A 14,939-nucleotide genomic window follows, 5' to 3' on the forward strand; every position below is an offset into this window, starting at 1 on the left:
ATCTATAACTTGCAAATTGGAACTTATTGGCGCGAGGCGGGCTGAGGGTGATTAATTATCTCGGCTAATAGGTTCTAGCGCATCTTGACCTCTAATCGCTGGACGCGGCCGGTCCTATCCTGAGCGCCCAAGAACAGGAGCGCTTGATGGGACACTGGTTTCCATGCCTGGCGGCGTTGGCCGGCGGCTTCGCGTGCATCATAGCGACGCCCGCGGCGGCGCAGGAGCCAGGCCAGCAGCCCACCCGCGCGCAGCAGCTGATGGGCGACATCGCGCCGAAGCTGGCGGAACTGACGGACGAGGTGCTGCTGGGCGACGTCTGGGAGCGGCCGCAACTTTCCAAGCGCGACCGAAGTTTAGTGACGGTGTCGGCCCTGGTGGCGCTCAATCGCCCCGATCAGCTCCGCTCCCACATCGGGCTCGCGCGCCAGAACGGCGTGACCGAGGAGGAGATCGTCGAGGCCATCACCCAGCTGGCCTTCTACGCGGGCTGGCCCAACGCGATCACGGCGGTGGGCGTCGCGAGAGAGGTCTTCAAGTCCGACGCCGGTGCGGCGCGCAGGGAGAACGGCAAATGAGAACCGTCGCGGCGTCAGTCGCCTGCCTCGCCCTCGGCGCATCGGCCGCCGGCGCCGAGGCTGGGCCCATCACCATCGATCGCTCGAAGCCCCAGCCGACGCAGGCGGCCCAACCGAATTTCTCAGGTCCGGTGAGCGTGAGCTCGCGGTTTCAGCGCGAGGGGCCGGCGCGGGTCGGCGGCGGCGTCGTCGGGTTCGAGCCGGGCGCACGCACGGCCTGGCACACCCATCCGCTGGGCCAGACCCTGTTCGTCACCGCCGGTGTCGGACACGTCCAGAAGTGGGGCGGCCCGGTCGAGCAGATCCGCCCCGGCGACGTGGTGTGGATCCCGCCGGGCGTGAAGCACTGGCACGGCGCCACGCGTTGGTCGGGCATGACCCATATCGCCGTCTCCGAAGCGCTCGACGGCACATCGGTGGTGTGGATGGAGCCCGTCTCGGAGGCGGAAAGCGACTCGCCGCCCCACCCCAGCAACGGTTGAGGAGACCGGAACATGGATGCAGCGCACAAGCTGGAGATCTCAAGGCGCGGCGTGCTGATCGTCGGGGCCGCGGCCTCGGCGGTCGCTGCTCCGTCGGTGAGCGAGGCCCAGGCGGCGGGCGCGGACGCGCCGGTGCTCGCCAAGGTCGCCTTCGAGGTGAACGGAACCCGGCGCGAGCTGGAGCTGGACACCCGCACCACGCTGCTCGATGCGCTGCGAGAGAACCTGAACCTGACGGGCTCGAAGAAGGGCTGCGACCACGGCCAGTGCGGCGCCTGCACGGTCATCGTCGACGGCCGACGGATCAACAGCTGCCTGACCTTGGCGGTGATGCACGAGGGCGGGCGGATCACGACGATCGAAGGGCTGGGCCAGCCCGGCGCGTTGCATCCGATGCAGGCCGCGTTCGTGAAGCACGACGGATTTCAATGCGGCTACTGCACGCCGGGCCAGATCTGTTCGGCCGTGGCGGTGCTGGACGAGATCAAGGCCGGCGTCCCCAGCCATGCGGGCGCCGACGTGACCGCCGCGCCGCAGGTCACGAGCGACGAACTGCGCGAGCGCATGAGCGGAAACATCTGCCGCTGCGGCGCCTACTCCAACATCATCGAGGCGATCACCGAGGTCGCTGGGGGAAACGCATGAGAGCCTTCAGCTACGAGCGGGCGCGCGATCCGCAGGCGGCCGTCGCCGCCATGGCCCGGACGCCGGACGCCAAGTTCATCGCCGGGGGTACGAACCTTCTCGACCTGATGAAGCTGGAGATCGAGCGGCCCGGGCGGCTGATCGACGTCAACGGTCTGGGCTTCGACAAGATCGAGGCGACGGCGGATGGCGGGCTGCGGATCGGGGCGCTGGTGCGCAACACGGACCTGGCGGCGGACGAGCGCGTGCGGCGGGACTATGGCGTGCTCTCGCGGGCGCTGGTCGCCGGCGCATCCGGGCAGCTTCGCAACAAGGCGACGACGGCTGGGAACCTGCTGCAGCGGACGCGCTGCCCTTACTTCTACGATCCAGGCCAGCCCTGCAACAAGCGCCAGCCGGGCAGCGGCTGCGGCGCGCTGCAGGGATTCAGCCGGCAACTGGCGGTGATCGGCGGCAGCGAGGCCTGCATCGCCACCCATCCGAGCGACATGGCCGTGGCGATGCGGGTCCTGGACGCGAGCGTCGAGACCCTCAATCCGGAGGGCAAGGCCCGGCGCATTCCGATCGCGGAATTCCACCGACTGCCCGGCGACAAGCCGCAGATCGACACGACCCTGGGACGCGGCGAACTGATCACGGCGGTGACCCTGCCGAGGCCCATTGGCGGCGTGCAGGTGTACCGGAAGGTCCGAGACCGGGCGTCCTACGCCTTCGCGCTGGTTTCGGTCGCCGCCGTGGTCCAGCGCGACGGGTCGGGGCGCGTCGCCTTTGGCGGCGTCGCCCACAAGCCCTGGCGGGTCGAGGCGGCCGAGCCGGCGATGGCGAGCGGCGCCAAGGCGGTGGTCGACCGGGCGTTCGCCGGGGCCAAGCCGAGACACGACAACGCATTCAAGCTGCTGCTGGCGGAACGCACCCTGGCGGCCGCGATGGCCGAGGCGAGGGCCTGACCCATGAAGTTCGACCAACCGGCCACGACCAATCCGATCGATCAATTGAAGGTGGTCGGGAAACCGACCGACCGCATCGAAGGCCCGCTGAAGGTGAGCGGCGCAGCCCCCTACGCCTATGAGCGCCGCGACGTTGCGCCGAGCCCAGCCTATGGCTGTGTGATCGGCGCGACGATCGGCAAGGGCAAGATCCAGTCGATGGATCTTGGCCCGGCCCGGCGCGCGCCGGGCGTGATCACCATCGTCACCGCCCAGAACGCCGGCCCGGTCGGCAAGGGCGCCTTCAACACCGCCAAGCTGATCGGCGGGCCGGACATCGACCACTATCACCAGGCGATCGCGGTGGTGGTGGCCGAGACCTTCGAGCAGGCCAGGGCGGCGGCGCAGCTGGTGCGCGTGAACTATGTCCGCACCGCGGGCGAGTTCGACCTCTCCAAGGCGAAGGACGGCGCCAAGGCGCCCAAGCAGCTGACCGGCGGCCCGCCGGACTCGGCTCTGGGCGATTTCGACGGCGCGTTCGCCGCCGCTGCGGTCAAGGTGGACTCCACCTATACGACCCCCGATCACGCCCATGCGATGATGGAGCCCCACGCCACGATCGCGGCCTGGAAGGGCGACGAGCTGACGCTATGGACCTCCAACCAGATGATCGACTGGGGGCGCGGAGAGATAGCCAAGATCCTCGGCATGCCGAAGACGAAGGTCCGGCTGATCTCGCCGTTCATCGGCGGCGGCTTCGGCGGCAAGCTGTTCATCCGCGCCGACGCGGTGCTGGCGGCCCTGGGCGCGCGGGCGGCCGGCCGGCCGGTGAAGATAGCCCTGCAGCGGCCGTTGATGATCAACAACACCACCCACCGACCCGCCACGATCCAGCGGGTTCGGCTGGGCGCCACGCGCGATGGGAAGATCACCGCGATTGGTCATGAGAGCTGGTCGGGCGATCTGCCCGGGGGCAAGCCCGACGGCGCGGTCCATCAGACGCGGATGCTGTATGCCGCAGACAACCGGATGACGGCGACGCGACTGGCGGTGCTGGACCTGCCCGAGGCCAACGCCATGCGCGCGCCCGGCGAGGCCACCGGCCACATGGCTCTGGAGGTCGCCATCGACGAACTGGCCGAGGGTCTGGGCATGGACCCGGTGGAGCTGCGGATCCGCAACGACACCCAGGTCGTCCCCGACGCCGCCGGCGCGCCGCCGAAGCCGTTCTCGCAGCGCCAGCTCGTCGAATGCCTGCGCACCGGCGCCGAGCGTTTCGGCTGGGCCCGTCGCAACCCGCAGCCCGGCCAGGCGCGTGACGGCCGCTGGCTGGTCGGGATGGGCGTGGCCGCCGCCTACCGGGGCGCTCCGACCATGAAATCGGCCGCGCGCGTGCGGCTGAACGGCCGCGGCCTGGTGATCGTCGAGACCGACATGACCGACATCGGCACCGGGACCTACACGATCATCGCCCAGACGGCGGCCGAGATGATGGGCGTGCCGCTGGCGTCGGTCCGGGTCAGCCTGGGCGACTCCGACTATCCGGTTTCAGCCGGTTCGGGCGGCCAGTGGGGGGCCGCGAGCTCGACGGCAGGCGTCTTCGCCGCCTGCATGAAACTGCGGCAGGCGGTGGCCGAGAAGCTGGGCTTCGATCCTGACAAGGCGGTTTTCGCCGATGGACGCGTCAGTGCGGGCCGGAAGGCTGCGCCGCTGGCCGACGCCGCGCGGGACGGGGAGCTGGTCGGCGAGGACGCCATCGAGTTCGGCGACCTGTCGAAGCGGTATCAACACGCCACCTTCGGCGCCCACTTCGTCGAGGTGGGGATCGATCCCTACACCGCAGAGGTGCGGGTCCGTCGCATGCTGGCTGTCTGCGCCGCGGGCCGGATCCTCAATCCCAAGGCGGCCCGTAACCAGGTGATCGGCGCGATGACCATGGGCGTCGGCTCGGCGCTGATGGAAGAACTGGTCGTCGACAAGGGCCAGGGCTTCTTCGTCAACCACGACCTGGCCAGCTACGAGGTGCCGGTCCATGCCGACATTCCCCACCAGGAGGTGATCTTCCTGGACGAGACCGATCCGACGACCTCGCCCATGAAGGCCAAGGGGGTTGGCGAACTGGGCATCTGCGGGGTGAGCGCCGCGGTCGCCAACGCGATCTACAACGCCGCCGGGGTGCGGGTTCGAGAGTACCCGATCACCCTGGACAAGCTGTTGGCGGGAATGCCGGCGGTGGCCTGAGATAGGCGGCGCATATTGTGGATTAGTCGCTAGGATAGGTGAGAACCTATATCTGGAGCTAATCAATGCGCCGCGAGGATCTCGGCGGGCTCGCCGCCTTCGTCGCCGTCGCCGAGGAGCGCAGCTTCACGCGCGCGGCGGCGCGGATGGGGACGTCGCAATCGGCCTTGAGCCAGACGGTCAAACGGCTGGAAGCCCGCCTCGGGGTGCGGCTGTTGACGCGCACGACGCGCAGCGTGGCGGTCACCGAGGCCGGCGAGCAACTGCTGGCGTCGTTGCGGTTCGCGTTCGATGAGATCGAGACCCAGATCCTGGCGCTCAGTGAGCTGCGCGAGAGGCCCGCAGGCACGATCCGGATCACCGCCGGCCAGCATGCCGCCGACACGGTGCTGTTCCCGGTGATCGAGCAACTGCTGCCGGTCTATCCCGACGTGAATGTCGAGCTTTCCATCGACACCGGACTTCGGGACATCGTCGCCGACCGCTTCGACGCTGGCGTTCGCCTGGGCGAGCAGGTCGAGAAGGACATGATCGCCGTGCGCATCGGCCCTGACCTGCGCATGGCTCTTGTCGCTGCGCCGTCCTATTTCGCGCAGACGCCCGCGCCCGGTACGCCGCACGACCTGACCGGCCATAACTGCATCAACCTGCGATTCCCGACGCTCGGCGGCCTCTACACCTGGGAGTTCGAGAAGGATGGGCGCGAGCTGAACGTGCGCGTCGACGGCCAGCTGATCTTCAACGAGATGCGGCTGATCGTGCGGGCGGCGTGCGCCGGGCTGGGCCTGGCCTACATCCTGGAGGACCACGTCAGGGAGCATCTGGCCGAAGGGCGGCTGGTGCGCGCGCTTGAGGACTGGTGCCCGCCGTTCGCCGGCTATCACCTCTACTATCCAAGCCGGCGCCAGCACACGCCGGCGTTCGCGCTGTTGGTCGACGCGTTGCGAGCTCGCGGCTGACAAGTCGACTGCTGACACGTTCCTGACGGGTGGGGACGCAAGCTGGCGTCCTGACATGGAGGCGAGGATGATCCGGGGAAGCTGCAACTGCGGAGCGATCAGGTTCGAGCTGGCCGCGCCGCCGACGATGATGGGCACTTGCCACTGCTCGCGTTGCCGCAAGGCGGGCGCGGGCACGTTCGTGATCGTGGCGCGCGACAGCCTGCGCTGGATCGCCGGGCGCGAGGAGGTGGCGAGCTATGCGCCCGAGCCGCCGTTTAAGTACGCCCGCTGCTTTTGCCGCCGCTGCGGAACAGGCCTGGGGGAGATCGGCTCGGAGGCCGACAGCTTCCCGATCGCGGCGCATTGCCTGGACGACGACCCGCAGGTCCGCAACCGCTTCCACGAATGGGTGTCGGCCAAGCCCGCCTGGTACGAGATCTGCGACAGCGCCAAGCAGTTTCCTGAGAACCCGGGGTAGGGCGCTTCAGCTCATGCTCGCAAGGGTGTTCAGATAGCCGCCGAGACGGGGTTCGACGGTGCGTGCCAGTTCGTTGAGGAGCAACAGCAGCAGGATCCAGCCCGCCGTCCAGACCAGGGCGCGCTTGAAGAACGAGGCGGCGAGGATGATCGTCAGGGTCATGGCGCCCGGCATCCAGGTCAGCATCAGCAGGCGATAGAGCGTCGTCTGGGGGATCAATCCCTGCTTGGCGATGAGGGGAACCAGGAACGCCGCGATCGAGATGAAGGACAGCAGGAGAAGCACCCCCACAGCCGGGATCGCGATGCAGAAGAAGATCATGAAGGCGGCCACGCAGAGCGCGCAGAAGATGTACTCGAACCGATGCTTGGGCACGTCGGACATCATGTCTTCCATCGCCGCCTTGCCCTTTGCGTTGCCCCAGAACGAGCCGAGCATGTCGAAGAAGGATATCCCGCGCGTGGTCAGCAGCTGGCCGTTGATGGCGGCGAGGCCAAGGCCGAGGATGGTCAGGGCGTCGCGTGTCAGGTCGGGCAAGTGAAAGGGCAGCCAGCCGTAGAGAGCGTCCTGGATGTCGCGGAAGATGGCGACCAGAAGCCTCATGCTCGCCGAGAGCGTGATCAGGCCCTGGGCGGAGCCGATGATATTGAAGGTCGCGACGACGCCCAGGACGAAGGTGATCCGGGTCACCAGGGCGGCGACCGGATGGGTGGCGCCCGTTGCGGCGTGGGTGTCCACCTGATCCTTGGCAGTATCTTCGGACACGTCGCGCCCCTTTTTTGAGGTTCCGACTAGCTTAACTACAGCAACCGGTTGTGCGTCCAGCGGTGGAACAAGAGCGTTCGACTTCAGCCCGCCCAGGCTCCGGCGAGGATCTCGGCGATCAGGTCGGGCTGCTGCAGATGGACGAGGCGGCCGGCGTCGGCGAGGGTCACGACCCGGCATCCTGGCCAGGCGTCCTGCAGCGGCGGCAGCGAGTCCGCCGGACTGTAGAGCGGATCCTGGAGGCCGCAGACGATGGTGATGGCGCGGCCGTCGTCCAGCCTGTCCACCGTCTCGGCCGGTTCGGTCCTGGCCACGGCGATGAAGCCAGCCCCGCCTTGCATGGCGCTGAGCTGGGAGGAGCGGACGTAGGCGGCGCGGACCTCGGGATCGGCCAGGGTGGCGCGGTCCACGGCGCTGGCCTGAAGCGACTTCAGAGCGAGGCGCTCGACGATGGCGGCCGAGGCGTTTCGGCTGAGATAGCGGGCGAGGCCGTCGATCAGCCATGGGGTCGCGTAGACCAGCCCCTTGACCTGGCCGGCCAGACCGCCGCGTCGGCGGTCGGCGCTGGCCGGCGGTTCGGGATTGAGGACGACCGCGCCGCGCACCCTGTTCGCATGGCGGGCGAGCAGCCGGGAGACCACCAGCCCGGCGTTGCGGGCCAGGACGGAGGCGGTGGGCAGATCCAGGGCGTCCATCACATCGACCAGATCCTGGGCCGACTGGACGAGGTAGTCGCCCTCGACCATGTCGGTCAGACCAAAGCCGGGGCGGTCCAAGGCGATCGGCCGCAACCCATTGCCCTGCAACGCGCGCACGAAGGATTGCGGATTGTGGCGTCCCGTCGTGGCGGTGTGGAGGATCAGCACTGGCGCGGCGCCGGGAGGGCCGTGGTCGGCGATGGCGATGCGGCCCCGCCGCCCCTGGCGCGCGATCAGCTTCAGCGGCTCGCCGACATCATGGGCGAAGCTGATCTCGGTGGCGCAGACCATGGCGTTGAGCAGGCGCAGTTCGCCGACCAGTCCGGCCAGGGCGGCGGCGCTGGCGACGGCGCAACTGCCGAAGACCGTCTTGAGCTCGGCCTTGACCAGATGCTGGGAGATCCGCAGCCGCCGGCCGACGTCGGACCTCTCCAGGCCCTCGGCGACCAGGATGGCTGTGCGCGCCTGCCTGGGCGTCAGGCCGAACAGCTCGATCAGCCAGTGGTCGACGTCGCCGTGGGGCATCGTCTCGCCGGCGTGAACGGCGACGCAGAGGGCGACGAACTCCCCCTGCCTGCGGACGCCGGCCTTGCGCATCGCCGACTTGAGCGACTTGCGCGCGGTCTCATAGGCGACGCCGGCGGTCTGTGCGGCGAGCCGAAGGTCGCCGGTGCGAACCAGGCCGCCGGTCACGCGCGCCTCGAGCCCGGTCAGGCCCAGGCGCTGGGTGAAGGCCGTACTGCGGGCGCCGAGCAGTCCGGCCGGCGCGCAGGCGACGACCACGTGGCTGACGGCGCCGGTCTCGATACGGCGGCGCACCGAGGCGGCGAGGGGCCAGCCGCGGGCCTGGTCGGCCGGCGCGGCGGCGACAGGGAAGACCCGGCCATCGGCGTCGGCCGCCAGGCAGATCCGCGCCCCGCCCGCCGGCCGGGGCGTCAAGGCGCCTCCAGGTCCGGCGAGCTTCCAGGCCTCGAAGCGTTCGTCCACCAGGTCGAGCGTCCCGTCGCGGCCGCAGGTCGCCGAGGCGAAGGTCTGGGGATCGATCACGATCGGTCCGCCGAGCGCCTTGGCGGGCGGGTCGCCCGGGCGGCTCTCGACCGTGCTGAGCAGATCGGCCGGAAGATCGTGCTCGGCTGCCGGGCGTGCGGTGAGCGGGTTCAAGAATCCAGGCGCCTTCGATGTGTGGCGCCCATGTCGCCAAGTCTTACCGCCCAACCGTCGCACAACACCGATCGCCGAGCCAAGCGGCGCGATCGCCCCCAAATGGGGAGGGGCGCCACGGAGGGTTGCGCCTAGTCGTCATGGTGCGGCTTTCGATCGGCCGCGCTTCAGGGGGACGGCTGGCATGGTTCAACTCAATCGGCGCAGGATTTCGCTCGGGCTGATCGCCTCGGGGCTGGCGCCTCCGGCCGCCGCGCGGGCGCAGGGCGTCAAGTCGCAGCAGGCCGCCGCGATGGCGGGGGTCAACAACGTCGCCATGGGCAGCTTCACCATCGCGTTCCTCACCGACCGGACCGACACCGCCCGCGCCGGCGGCGGGTTGATGGGCGGCGGGTTCGGCGGACGATCCACGGCCCGCAGCGCCCTGGAGGGCGTCAGCGACGCCGATTTCCAGCGCGTCACGGACGCGGCCTACGAGGACTTCCTGGGCCAGCTGCGCAAAGCCGGCTACGCGCCTGGCGACCGAGCGGCGGTGGTGGAGGCGTTCGGACGCAGCAACGCCGCGCCGCTGGAGAACGGGCTGGAGCGCGACGTCATTCTGGCCAGAGACTCTCGGGCCAAGGCGAAGGTGTTCTCGCCAAGCGCGATCGGAGGCGTCTGGCTGCCGAGAGAGGTGCTCGGCCAGATCAGCGCGCCGGGCTTCGCCGGCAACCGCAGCGCCATCGGCATCAGCATGGGCGGCGCCAGCTATGCGCGTTCGAGCGGGCAGGCGGTGGTCAACGCCTTCTACATCGTCGACTTCGCCAATGCCGAGACCTATGGCGGCTGGTTCCGGAACAGCTCGGCGGTCTCGGTCAAGGCGGGCCTGGCGATCGTCCCGGAAGTGTCGAAGGTGTTCGCCTATGCGCCCAGCGGCCGCATCGCGATGGCGACGCTGTCGGAGCCTGTGGCGGTGGGCGGCGATTTCGGCACCTTCGACGACAGCACCACCGGCGGCCACAAGGCCGCGGAGTTCGCGGCGAACGCCATCGGCGTGCTTGGCGGGGTCGGGACCAACTCCACGCGCCGTTACACGATGCGGGCGGAGCCGGAACGCTGGTCCGCCGGGGCTGTCGAACTGTCCAGTTCGGCGAGCAAGGTCCTGATCCAGGGCATGGGCGGCCGCTGATCGCGGCGTCGGGCGGGAGGCGAACCTCCTGCCCGGCGCTTAGGCCATCTTGGCTTTCTTGAGCAGCTGATAGGCCTTGATGACGCGCTGGAGCTTGTTCTCGGCCGAGCGGTCGCCGCCGTTGGAGTCCGGGTGGGTGCGCTTGACCAGCTCGATATAGCGGGCGCGGATGGTCGGGCCGTCGGCGTCCTCGTCGAGGTCTAGGTCGGCCAGGGCGTTGCGCTCGAGCTTGCCGAGTCGGCGGGCCGGCTCGGCCTTGGCCTGCGGCCGCGAACTGGCGCCGAACAGGCTGAACGGGTCGGTGTAGCCCTCGCCCTTGCCGAAGTTGTGGGCCGCGGAGGCCGCTTCGCGGGAAAACTTGCTGGCCTTGAACTGCCAGGTCGGACGGTCGCCGGACGCGCTCTGGGCTTGGCGCTCACGGATCTCGCCTTCGCTCATGCCGGCGAAGAAGTTCCACTGCTTGTTATATTCGGCCGCGTGCGGCTGGCAGAACCAGTAGTGCTCGTTGAGCATCTCGCGGGATTTCGGCGCGCGCGCGGTCGCCACCGCCCGGCAGCCCGGATGGTCGCAAGCCCGTTCACCGGGCTTCAGCGCAAAGACGTCGTCGTTGCGTTTCGCCTCCTCCTCCGAAGCGGGGGGGCGTACGCGGATATCGACGAACTTAGGCTTGTATTGAAACGCGCCGGCCATGGCCCAAGTATGAAGCTCCCAAAGTCCCTTTCAAGAATTGAACATCGAGCCAATGGGCGCCATATTTGAGGCTATCCAACACAAACTCACCGCGACGTTTTCGCCCACCCGTCTGGAGATCGAAGACGACTCCGACCGGCACGCGGGCCATTCGGGCGCGAAGCCGGGCGGCGAGAGTCATTTCAACGTCCTGATCGAGTCCCCGGCCTTCGCCGGAGCGTCCAAGGTGGTGCGCCAGCGGCTGGTCTACAAGGCTTTGGCCGAGGAGCTGGCGGGTCCGGTTCATGCCTTGTCGCTAAAGGCGTTCGCGCCCGGCGAAAACAGCTAGAAAGCACGCAAGGACCGGAACGAGCGTTTGTACGTTCGTATCCGGGCCAGCATAATAACGAAGTATGTGAGCGCTCACATCAGGGGAGGTGGCGATGCGGACAACGATCACGGTCAATGGGACGGCGCAGACGCTGGACGTCGATCCGCGGACCACGCTGCTTGACGCCCTGCGCGAGCATCTGGGTTTGACCGGCTCGAAGAAGGGCTGCGACCACGGCCAGTGCGGCGCCTGCACCGTGCTGGTGAACGGCGTGCGAATCAACTCCTGCCTTTCGATCCTGGCGATGCACGACGGCGACCAGGTGACGACGATCGAGGGGCTGGGTCAGCCGGGCGCGCTGCATCCGGTGCAGCAGGCCTTCCTGGAGCGCGACGCCCTGCAGTGCGGCTACTGCACGCCGGGGCAGATCTGTTCGACAGTCGGGATGCTGCAGGAAGCGGCGGACGGCTGGGCGAGCCGGGAGACCGCCGACCTGACGGCCGGGATCTCGCTGACTGACGCCGAGATCCGCGAGCGCATGAGCGGGAACATCTGCCGCTGCTCGGCCTATCCGCAGATCCTGGCGGCGATCCGCGACCTGGCCGGAGAACCGGCATGAGGCCCTTCACCTACGAGCGGGCGACCGACGCCCAGGCGGCGGTGAAGGCCGTGGCCGAGAATCCCGGCGCGCGGTTCCTGGCCGGCGGCACCAACCTGCTGGACCTGATGAAGCTGGAGATCGAGGCGCCGACCCATCTGGTCGACGTCGGGCGGCTGCCGTTCGCCGGCATCGAGGAGACCGACGAGGGCGGTTTGCGGATCGGCGGGGCGATGACCAACGCCAGGCTGGCGGCGCACCCGAAGGTGCGCGAGCGCTATCCGGTGCTGACGCGCGCGATCCTGGCGGGCGCCTCAGGGCAGTTGCGCAACAAGGCGACCACGGCGGGCAATCTGCTGCAGCGGACCCGCTGCGACTACTTCTACGACACCACCAAGCCCTGCAATAAGCGCCAGCCCGGCTCGGGCTGCAGCGCGCTGGGCGGACCGACCGGCTATGGGGCGATCTTCGGGGCCAGCGAGGCCTGCATCGCCACCCATACCTCGGACATGGCGGTGGCGATGACGGCGCTGGACGCCAGCGTCGAGACCATGACCCCCGACGGCGGCGTGCGGACCATCAAGGTCGAGGCCCTGCACCTGTTGCCGGAGGCGACGCCGCAGGTGGAGACCCAACTGGCCGCGGGCGAACTGATCACCGCGGTGGTGCTGCCGCCGCCGCCCCTGGGCGGGCAGGCCTACGCCAAGGTGCGCGACCGGGCTTCGTACGCGCACGGCCTGGCCATGGTGGCCGTGGCCGGCGGACGCGTGGCGTTCGGTGCGGTGGCGCACAAGCCCTGGCGCGCGGCGCAGGCCGAGGCGGCCCTGGCCGCCGGCGCAAGCCCGGCCGAGGCCGCAGCCGCAGAAATGGCGGGCGCCGACGCCGACGACCGCCGGACCCACAAGATCGCCCTGGTCCGCCGCCTGGCGGCCGCGACCATCGAAGACGCCGGGAGCGCCCGATGACCTCTGTTGCCGACTGGGCCGAGCCCAATCCCGTCACCGAGAACCGCAGCGGCGTGATCGGCAAGGGCGTCGACCGCTACGAGGGGGCGCTGAAGGTCAGCGGAACCGCGCCCTACGCCTATGACACCGTGGCGCCGTCGCCGCCGGCGATCGGCGTGCTGGTGACCGCCTCGATCCCGCGCGGGCGGGTGACGTCGGTGGATGTCGCCGCCGCCGAGGCCGCGCCCGGCGTGCAACTGGTCTGGAGCCACCTCAATGCGCCCAAGCAGGCGCCGCGGGGCGCGCGGGCCAATCCGCGCAGCCAGAGGGCCTCGAACCCGGCCCTGGCCAGCGACCGGGTCGAGTATTTCGGACAGACCATCGCCTTCGTGGTCGCCGACACCTTCGAGAACGCACGGGCGGCCGCCGACCTGGTGAAGGTCGAGTATGCGCCCGAGCCTGCGGTGGTCGACTTCCTGGCCAGCTTCGACCAGGCGACGCTGCCGCCGGACGAGGAGGACGTGCATATCGGCGACTTCCCGGGCGCCTATGGCGCCGCGCCGGTGACCATCGACGAGACCTATTTCAGTCCGCTGCAGAACCACGTGCAGATGGAGCCCTGCGCCACCGTCGCGTGGTGGGAGGGCGACAAGGTCACGGTGCACACCTCGATCCAGATGGTGAAGGGCGGGCAGCACGCCCTGGCCGAGACGCTGGCGATCCCCTCGACCGACGTCCACCTGCTGACCCGTTACATCGGCGGCGGGTTCGGCGGGAAGGGTCAGCCCTATGACGACCTGATCCTGTCGGCGCTGGCCGCGCGGGCGCTGGGGCGGCCGGTCAAGGTCGCCTACACCCGCCAGCAGATGTTCCACGGCACCATCCACCGTCCGGCGGTGAGCATGCGCGTGCGGCTGGGCGCCGAGCCGAACGGCCGGCTGACGGCGTTCGCGGTCGAGGCGGTCACGCACTGCGCACGGGCGGCGACCTTCACCGAGCACGCGGCCAACTTCTCGCGCAATCTCTATGCGGCGCCCAACCGGCTGACCGGGCACCGCCTGGTGCGGATGGACCTGCCGCACGCAGGTCCCATGCGCGCCCCCGGCGAGGCGCCGGGCATGCTGAGCCTGGAATGCGCGATGGACGAGCTGGCCGAGAAGCTGGGCCTGGACCCCATCGAGCTGCGCATCCGCAACGAGCCCGACATCGATCCGGAGACCGGCAAGCCGTTCTCGATCCGCCAACTGGTGCGCTGCATGACCGAGGGCGCGCAACGGTTCGGCTGGGAGCGGCGCAATCCGGTCCCGGGCCAGGTCCGCGACGGGCGCTGGATGGTCGGCATGGGCATGGCCGCGGCGATCCGCGGCAACTTCCTGCTGCCGGCCAAGGCGGGGGTGCGGATCGACGCCGACGGGACCATCACCCTGCGCCAGGGCATGACCGACATCGGCACCGGCACCTATACGATCCTGGCCCAGATCACGGCCGAGACGATGGGCGTGCCGCTAAGCCAGGTGAAGGTGGAGATCGGCGATTCCGACTTCCCGCCGGCGCCGGGCTCGGGCGGGCAGTTCGGGGCGGCGACGGCCGGATCGGCCGCGTTCGAGGCCGGGATGAACCTGCGTCGGGCGCTGACCGAGCTGGCGGTGGGCGATCCGAACTCGCCGCTCTATGGCGGGCCGGCCGAGTACGTGACCTTCGAGAACGGCGTCATCGCCATCGAGAACCGCAGCGAGACGCTGGCCGCGCTGGTGGCCCGCGCCGCGCCCGACGGCGTCTATGTCGAGGGTTCGATCGCCCCGGCGGCCGACGCGCGCGACTATTCCCAGCACACCTACGGCGCCCACTTCGCCGAGGTGGGGGTGAACATGGTGACCGGCGAGGTCCGTATGCGGAAGATGTTCGGCGTATTCGCGGCCGGGCGGATCCTCAACGCCAAGACCGCCAAGAGCCAGATCACCGGCGGGATGATCTGGGGCGTCGGCACGGCGCTGACCGAGTCCAACGCCGTCGATCCGCGCTTCGGCTCGTTCGTCGCCCAGGACATGGCCGAGTACCTGGCCCCGGTGCACGCCGACATCGTCGACCTGGACGCGATGTTCCTGGATGAGGCCGACGACAAGGCCAACCCGATGGGCATCAAGGGCGTCGGCGAGCTGGGCATCGCCGGAGCCGGGGCTGCGATCGCCAACGCCATCTACAACGCCACCGGCGTGCGGCTGCGCGACTATCCGATGACCCCGGACAAGGTGCTGGCCGGGCTGATGGCGAAGGGGCTGTAGAGGACTGAAAGTGTCATCCCGGAAGTCGCGGA

General features: G+C 69.4%; 15 protein-coding genes. 12 read left to right on the forward strand and 3 right to left on the reverse strand.

The features are described from left to right. Positions 1 to 146 precede the first annotated feature (146 nt). From ASC79_RS16330 to ASC79_RS16360, 7 genes are all read left to right on the forward strand, one after another. Complete coding sequence (locus ASC79_RS16330) at positions 147 to 578, forward strand: carboxymuconolactone decarboxylase family protein (protein ID WP_082532172.1); 432 nt, start codon at positions 147 to 149, stop codon at positions 576 to 578. After that, complete coding sequence (locus ASC79_RS16335) at positions 575 to 1,060, forward strand: cupin domain-containing protein (RefSeq protein WP_056022134.1); 486 nt, start codon at positions 575 to 577, stop codon at positions 1,058 to 1,060. Before ASC79_RS16330 ends, ASC79_RS16335 begins: the two co-directional genes overlap by 4 nt. 12 nt (positions 1,061 to 1,072) lie before the next feature. Beyond that, positions 1,073 to 1,705, forward strand: a complete 633-nt coding sequence (gene paoA / locus ASC79_RS16340) for an aldehyde dehydrogenase iron-sulfur subunit PaoA (protein ID WP_056022132.1) — start codon at positions 1,073 to 1,075, stop codon at positions 1,703 to 1,705. Next, complete coding sequence (locus ASC79_RS16345; RefSeq protein ID WP_056022129.1) at positions 1,702 to 2,652, forward strand: xanthine dehydrogenase family protein subunit M; 951 nt, start codon at positions 1,702 to 1,704, stop codon at positions 2,650 to 2,652. The genes paoA and ASC79_RS16345 overlap by 4 nt, the downstream gene beginning before the upstream one ends. Before the next feature lie 3 nt (positions 2,653 to 2,655). After that, positions 2,656 to 4,872 carry an aldehyde oxidoreductase molybdenum-binding subunit PaoC gene (gene paoC, locus ASC79_RS16350; RefSeq protein ID WP_056022126.1) on the forward strand — a complete coding sequence of 739 codons (2,217 nt, stop codon included), beginning with the start codon at positions 2,656 to 2,658 and terminating at the stop codon, positions 4,870 to 4,872. A gap of 65 nt (positions 4,873 to 4,937) precedes the next feature. After that, positions 4,938 to 5,831 (forward strand): LysR family transcriptional regulator, encoded by an 894-nt coding sequence (locus tag ASC79_RS16355; RefSeq protein WP_056022123.1) that lies wholly within the window; start codon positions 4,938 to 4,940, stop codon positions 5,829 to 5,831. 67 nt (positions 5,832 to 5,898) lie between these two features. Further along, the gene (locus ASC79_RS16360) at positions 5,899 to 6,291 is read left to right on the forward strand and encodes a GFA family protein (RefSeq protein WP_056022120.1); all 393 of its coding nucleotides are present in this window, start codon (positions 5,899 to 5,901) and stop codon (positions 6,289 to 6,291) included. A 6-nt stretch (positions 6,292 to 6,297) separates the two neighbouring features. Here the strand turns inward: ASC79_RS16360 and ASC79_RS16365 are convergent, their stop codons facing one another. Together ASC79_RS16365 and ASC79_RS16370 are read right to left on the reverse strand one after the other, a co-directional pair. Further along, the gene (locus ASC79_RS16365; RefSeq protein ID WP_056022118.1) at positions 6,298 to 7,056 is read right to left on the reverse strand and encodes a hypothetical protein; all 759 of its coding nucleotides are present in this window, start codon (positions 7,054 to 7,056) and stop codon (positions 6,298 to 6,300) included. An 83-nt stretch (positions 7,057 to 7,139) separates the two neighbouring features. Further along, a complete protein-coding gene (locus ASC79_RS16370) occupies positions 7,140 to 8,915 on the reverse strand; it encodes an alpha/beta fold hydrolase (protein ID WP_056022112.1) in 1,776 nt (591 codons plus the stop codon). Positions 8,916 to 9,099: 184 nt separating this feature from the next. Here ASC79_RS16370 and ASC79_RS16375 point away from each other — a divergent pair, with 184 nt between their 5' ends. After that, entirely contained in the window at positions 9,100 to 10,083 is a 984-nt protein-coding gene (locus tag ASC79_RS16375) for a hypothetical protein (protein ID WP_056022109.1), read from the forward strand. Positions 10,084 to 10,122: 39 nt separating this feature from the next. On the opposite strand, the gene ASC79_RS16380 is transcribed toward ASC79_RS16375, so the two are convergent. Next, the gene (locus ASC79_RS16380; protein WP_056022106.1) at positions 10,123 to 10,773 is read right to left on the reverse strand and encodes a DnaJ domain-containing protein; all 651 of its coding nucleotides are present in this window, start codon (positions 10,771 to 10,773) and stop codon (positions 10,123 to 10,125) included. Positions 10,774 to 10,825: 52 nt separating this feature from the next. Between ASC79_RS16380 and ASC79_RS16385 the strand changes: the two genes are divergently transcribed. The 4 genes from ASC79_RS16385 (at position 10,826) to ASC79_RS16400 (ending at position 14,907) form a co-directional block, all read left to right on the forward strand. Further along, on the forward strand, positions 10,826 to 11,101 hold the full coding sequence (locus ASC79_RS16385) for a BolA family transcriptional regulator (protein ID WP_056022102.1): 276 nt from the start codon (positions 10,826 to 10,828) through the stop codon (positions 11,099 to 11,101). Positions 11,102 to 11,195: 94 nt separating this feature from the next. After that, positions 11,196 to 11,702 carry a 2Fe-2S iron-sulfur cluster-binding protein gene (locus tag ASC79_RS16390; RefSeq protein ID WP_082532173.1) on the forward strand — a complete coding sequence of 169 codons (507 nt, stop codon included), beginning with the start codon at positions 11,196 to 11,198 and terminating at the stop codon, positions 11,700 to 11,702. Continuing rightward, positions 11,699 to 12,646, forward strand: coding sequence for a xanthine dehydrogenase family protein subunit M (locus ASC79_RS16395; RefSeq protein WP_056022096.1), 948 nt, complete (start codon positions 11,699 to 11,701; stop codon positions 12,644 to 12,646). The genes ASC79_RS16390 and ASC79_RS16395 overlap by 4 nt, the downstream gene beginning before the upstream one ends. Further along, positions 12,643 to 14,907: a xanthine dehydrogenase family protein molybdopterin-binding subunit gene (locus tag ASC79_RS16400; protein ID WP_056022093.1), complete on the forward strand. Its 2,265-nt coding sequence runs from the start codon at positions 12,643 to 12,645 to the stop codon at positions 14,905 to 14,907. The genes ASC79_RS16395 and ASC79_RS16400 overlap by 4 nt, the downstream gene beginning before the upstream one ends. Positions 14,908 to 14,939 lie beyond the last annotated feature (32 nt).

It is taken from the genome of Phenylobacterium sp. Root1290, assembly GCF_001425305.1.
Classification (GTDB): Bacteria; Pseudomonadota; Alphaproteobacteria; order Caulobacterales; family Caulobacteraceae; genus Phenylobacterium.

What these genes read in the sequence shown, in the direction of transcription:
- ASC79_RS16360 (WP_056022120.1), top strand. Translation starts at nt 5,899, where the DNA reads ATGATCCGGGGAAGCTGCAACTGCGGAGCGATCAGGTTCGAGCTGGCC.
- ASC79_RS16335 (WP_056022134.1), top strand. Translation starts at nt 575, where the DNA reads ATGAGAACCGTCGCGGCGTCAGTCGCCTGCCTCGCCCTCGGCGCATCG.
- ASC79_RS16380 (WP_056022106.1), bottom strand. Translation starts at nt 10,773, where the DNA reads ATGGCCGGCGCGTTTCAATACAAGCCTAAGTTCGTCGATATCCGCGTA.
- paoA (WP_056022132.1), top strand. Translation starts at nt 1,073, where the DNA reads ATGGATGCAGCGCACAAGCTGGAGATCTCAAGGCGCGGCGTGCTGATC.
- ASC79_RS16355 (WP_056022123.1), top strand. Translation starts at nt 4,938, where the DNA reads ATGCGCCGCGAGGATCTCGGCGGGCTCGCCGCCTTCGTCGCCGTCGCC.
- ASC79_RS16330 (WP_082532172.1), top strand. Translation starts at nt 147, where the DNA reads ATGGGACACTGGTTTCCATGCCTGGCGGCGTTGGCCGGCGGCTTCGCG.
- ASC79_RS16345 (WP_056022129.1), top strand. Translation starts at nt 1,702, where the DNA reads ATGAGAGCCTTCAGCTACGAGCGGGCGCGCGATCCGCAGGCGGCCGTC.
- ASC79_RS16400 (WP_056022093.1), top strand. Translation starts at nt 12,643, where the DNA reads ATGACCTCTGTTGCCGACTGGGCCGAGCCCAATCCCGTCACCGAGAAC.
- ASC79_RS16395 (WP_056022096.1), top strand. Translation starts at nt 11,699, where the DNA reads ATGAGGCCCTTCACCTACGAGCGGGCGACCGACGCCCAGGCGGCGGTG.
- paoC (WP_056022126.1), top strand. Translation starts at nt 2,656, where the DNA reads ATGAAGTTCGACCAACCGGCCACGACCAATCCGATCGATCAATTGAAG.
- ASC79_RS16385 (WP_056022102.1), top strand. Translation starts at nt 10,826, where the DNA reads ATGGGCGCCATATTTGAGGCTATCCAACACAAACTCACCGCGACGTTT.
- ASC79_RS16375 (WP_056022109.1), top strand. Translation starts at nt 9,100, where the DNA reads ATGGTTCAACTCAATCGGCGCAGGATTTCGCTCGGGCTGATCGCCTCG.
- ASC79_RS16390 (WP_082532173.1), top strand. Translation starts at nt 11,196, where the DNA reads ATGCGGACAACGATCACGGTCAATGGGACGGCGCAGACGCTGGACGTC.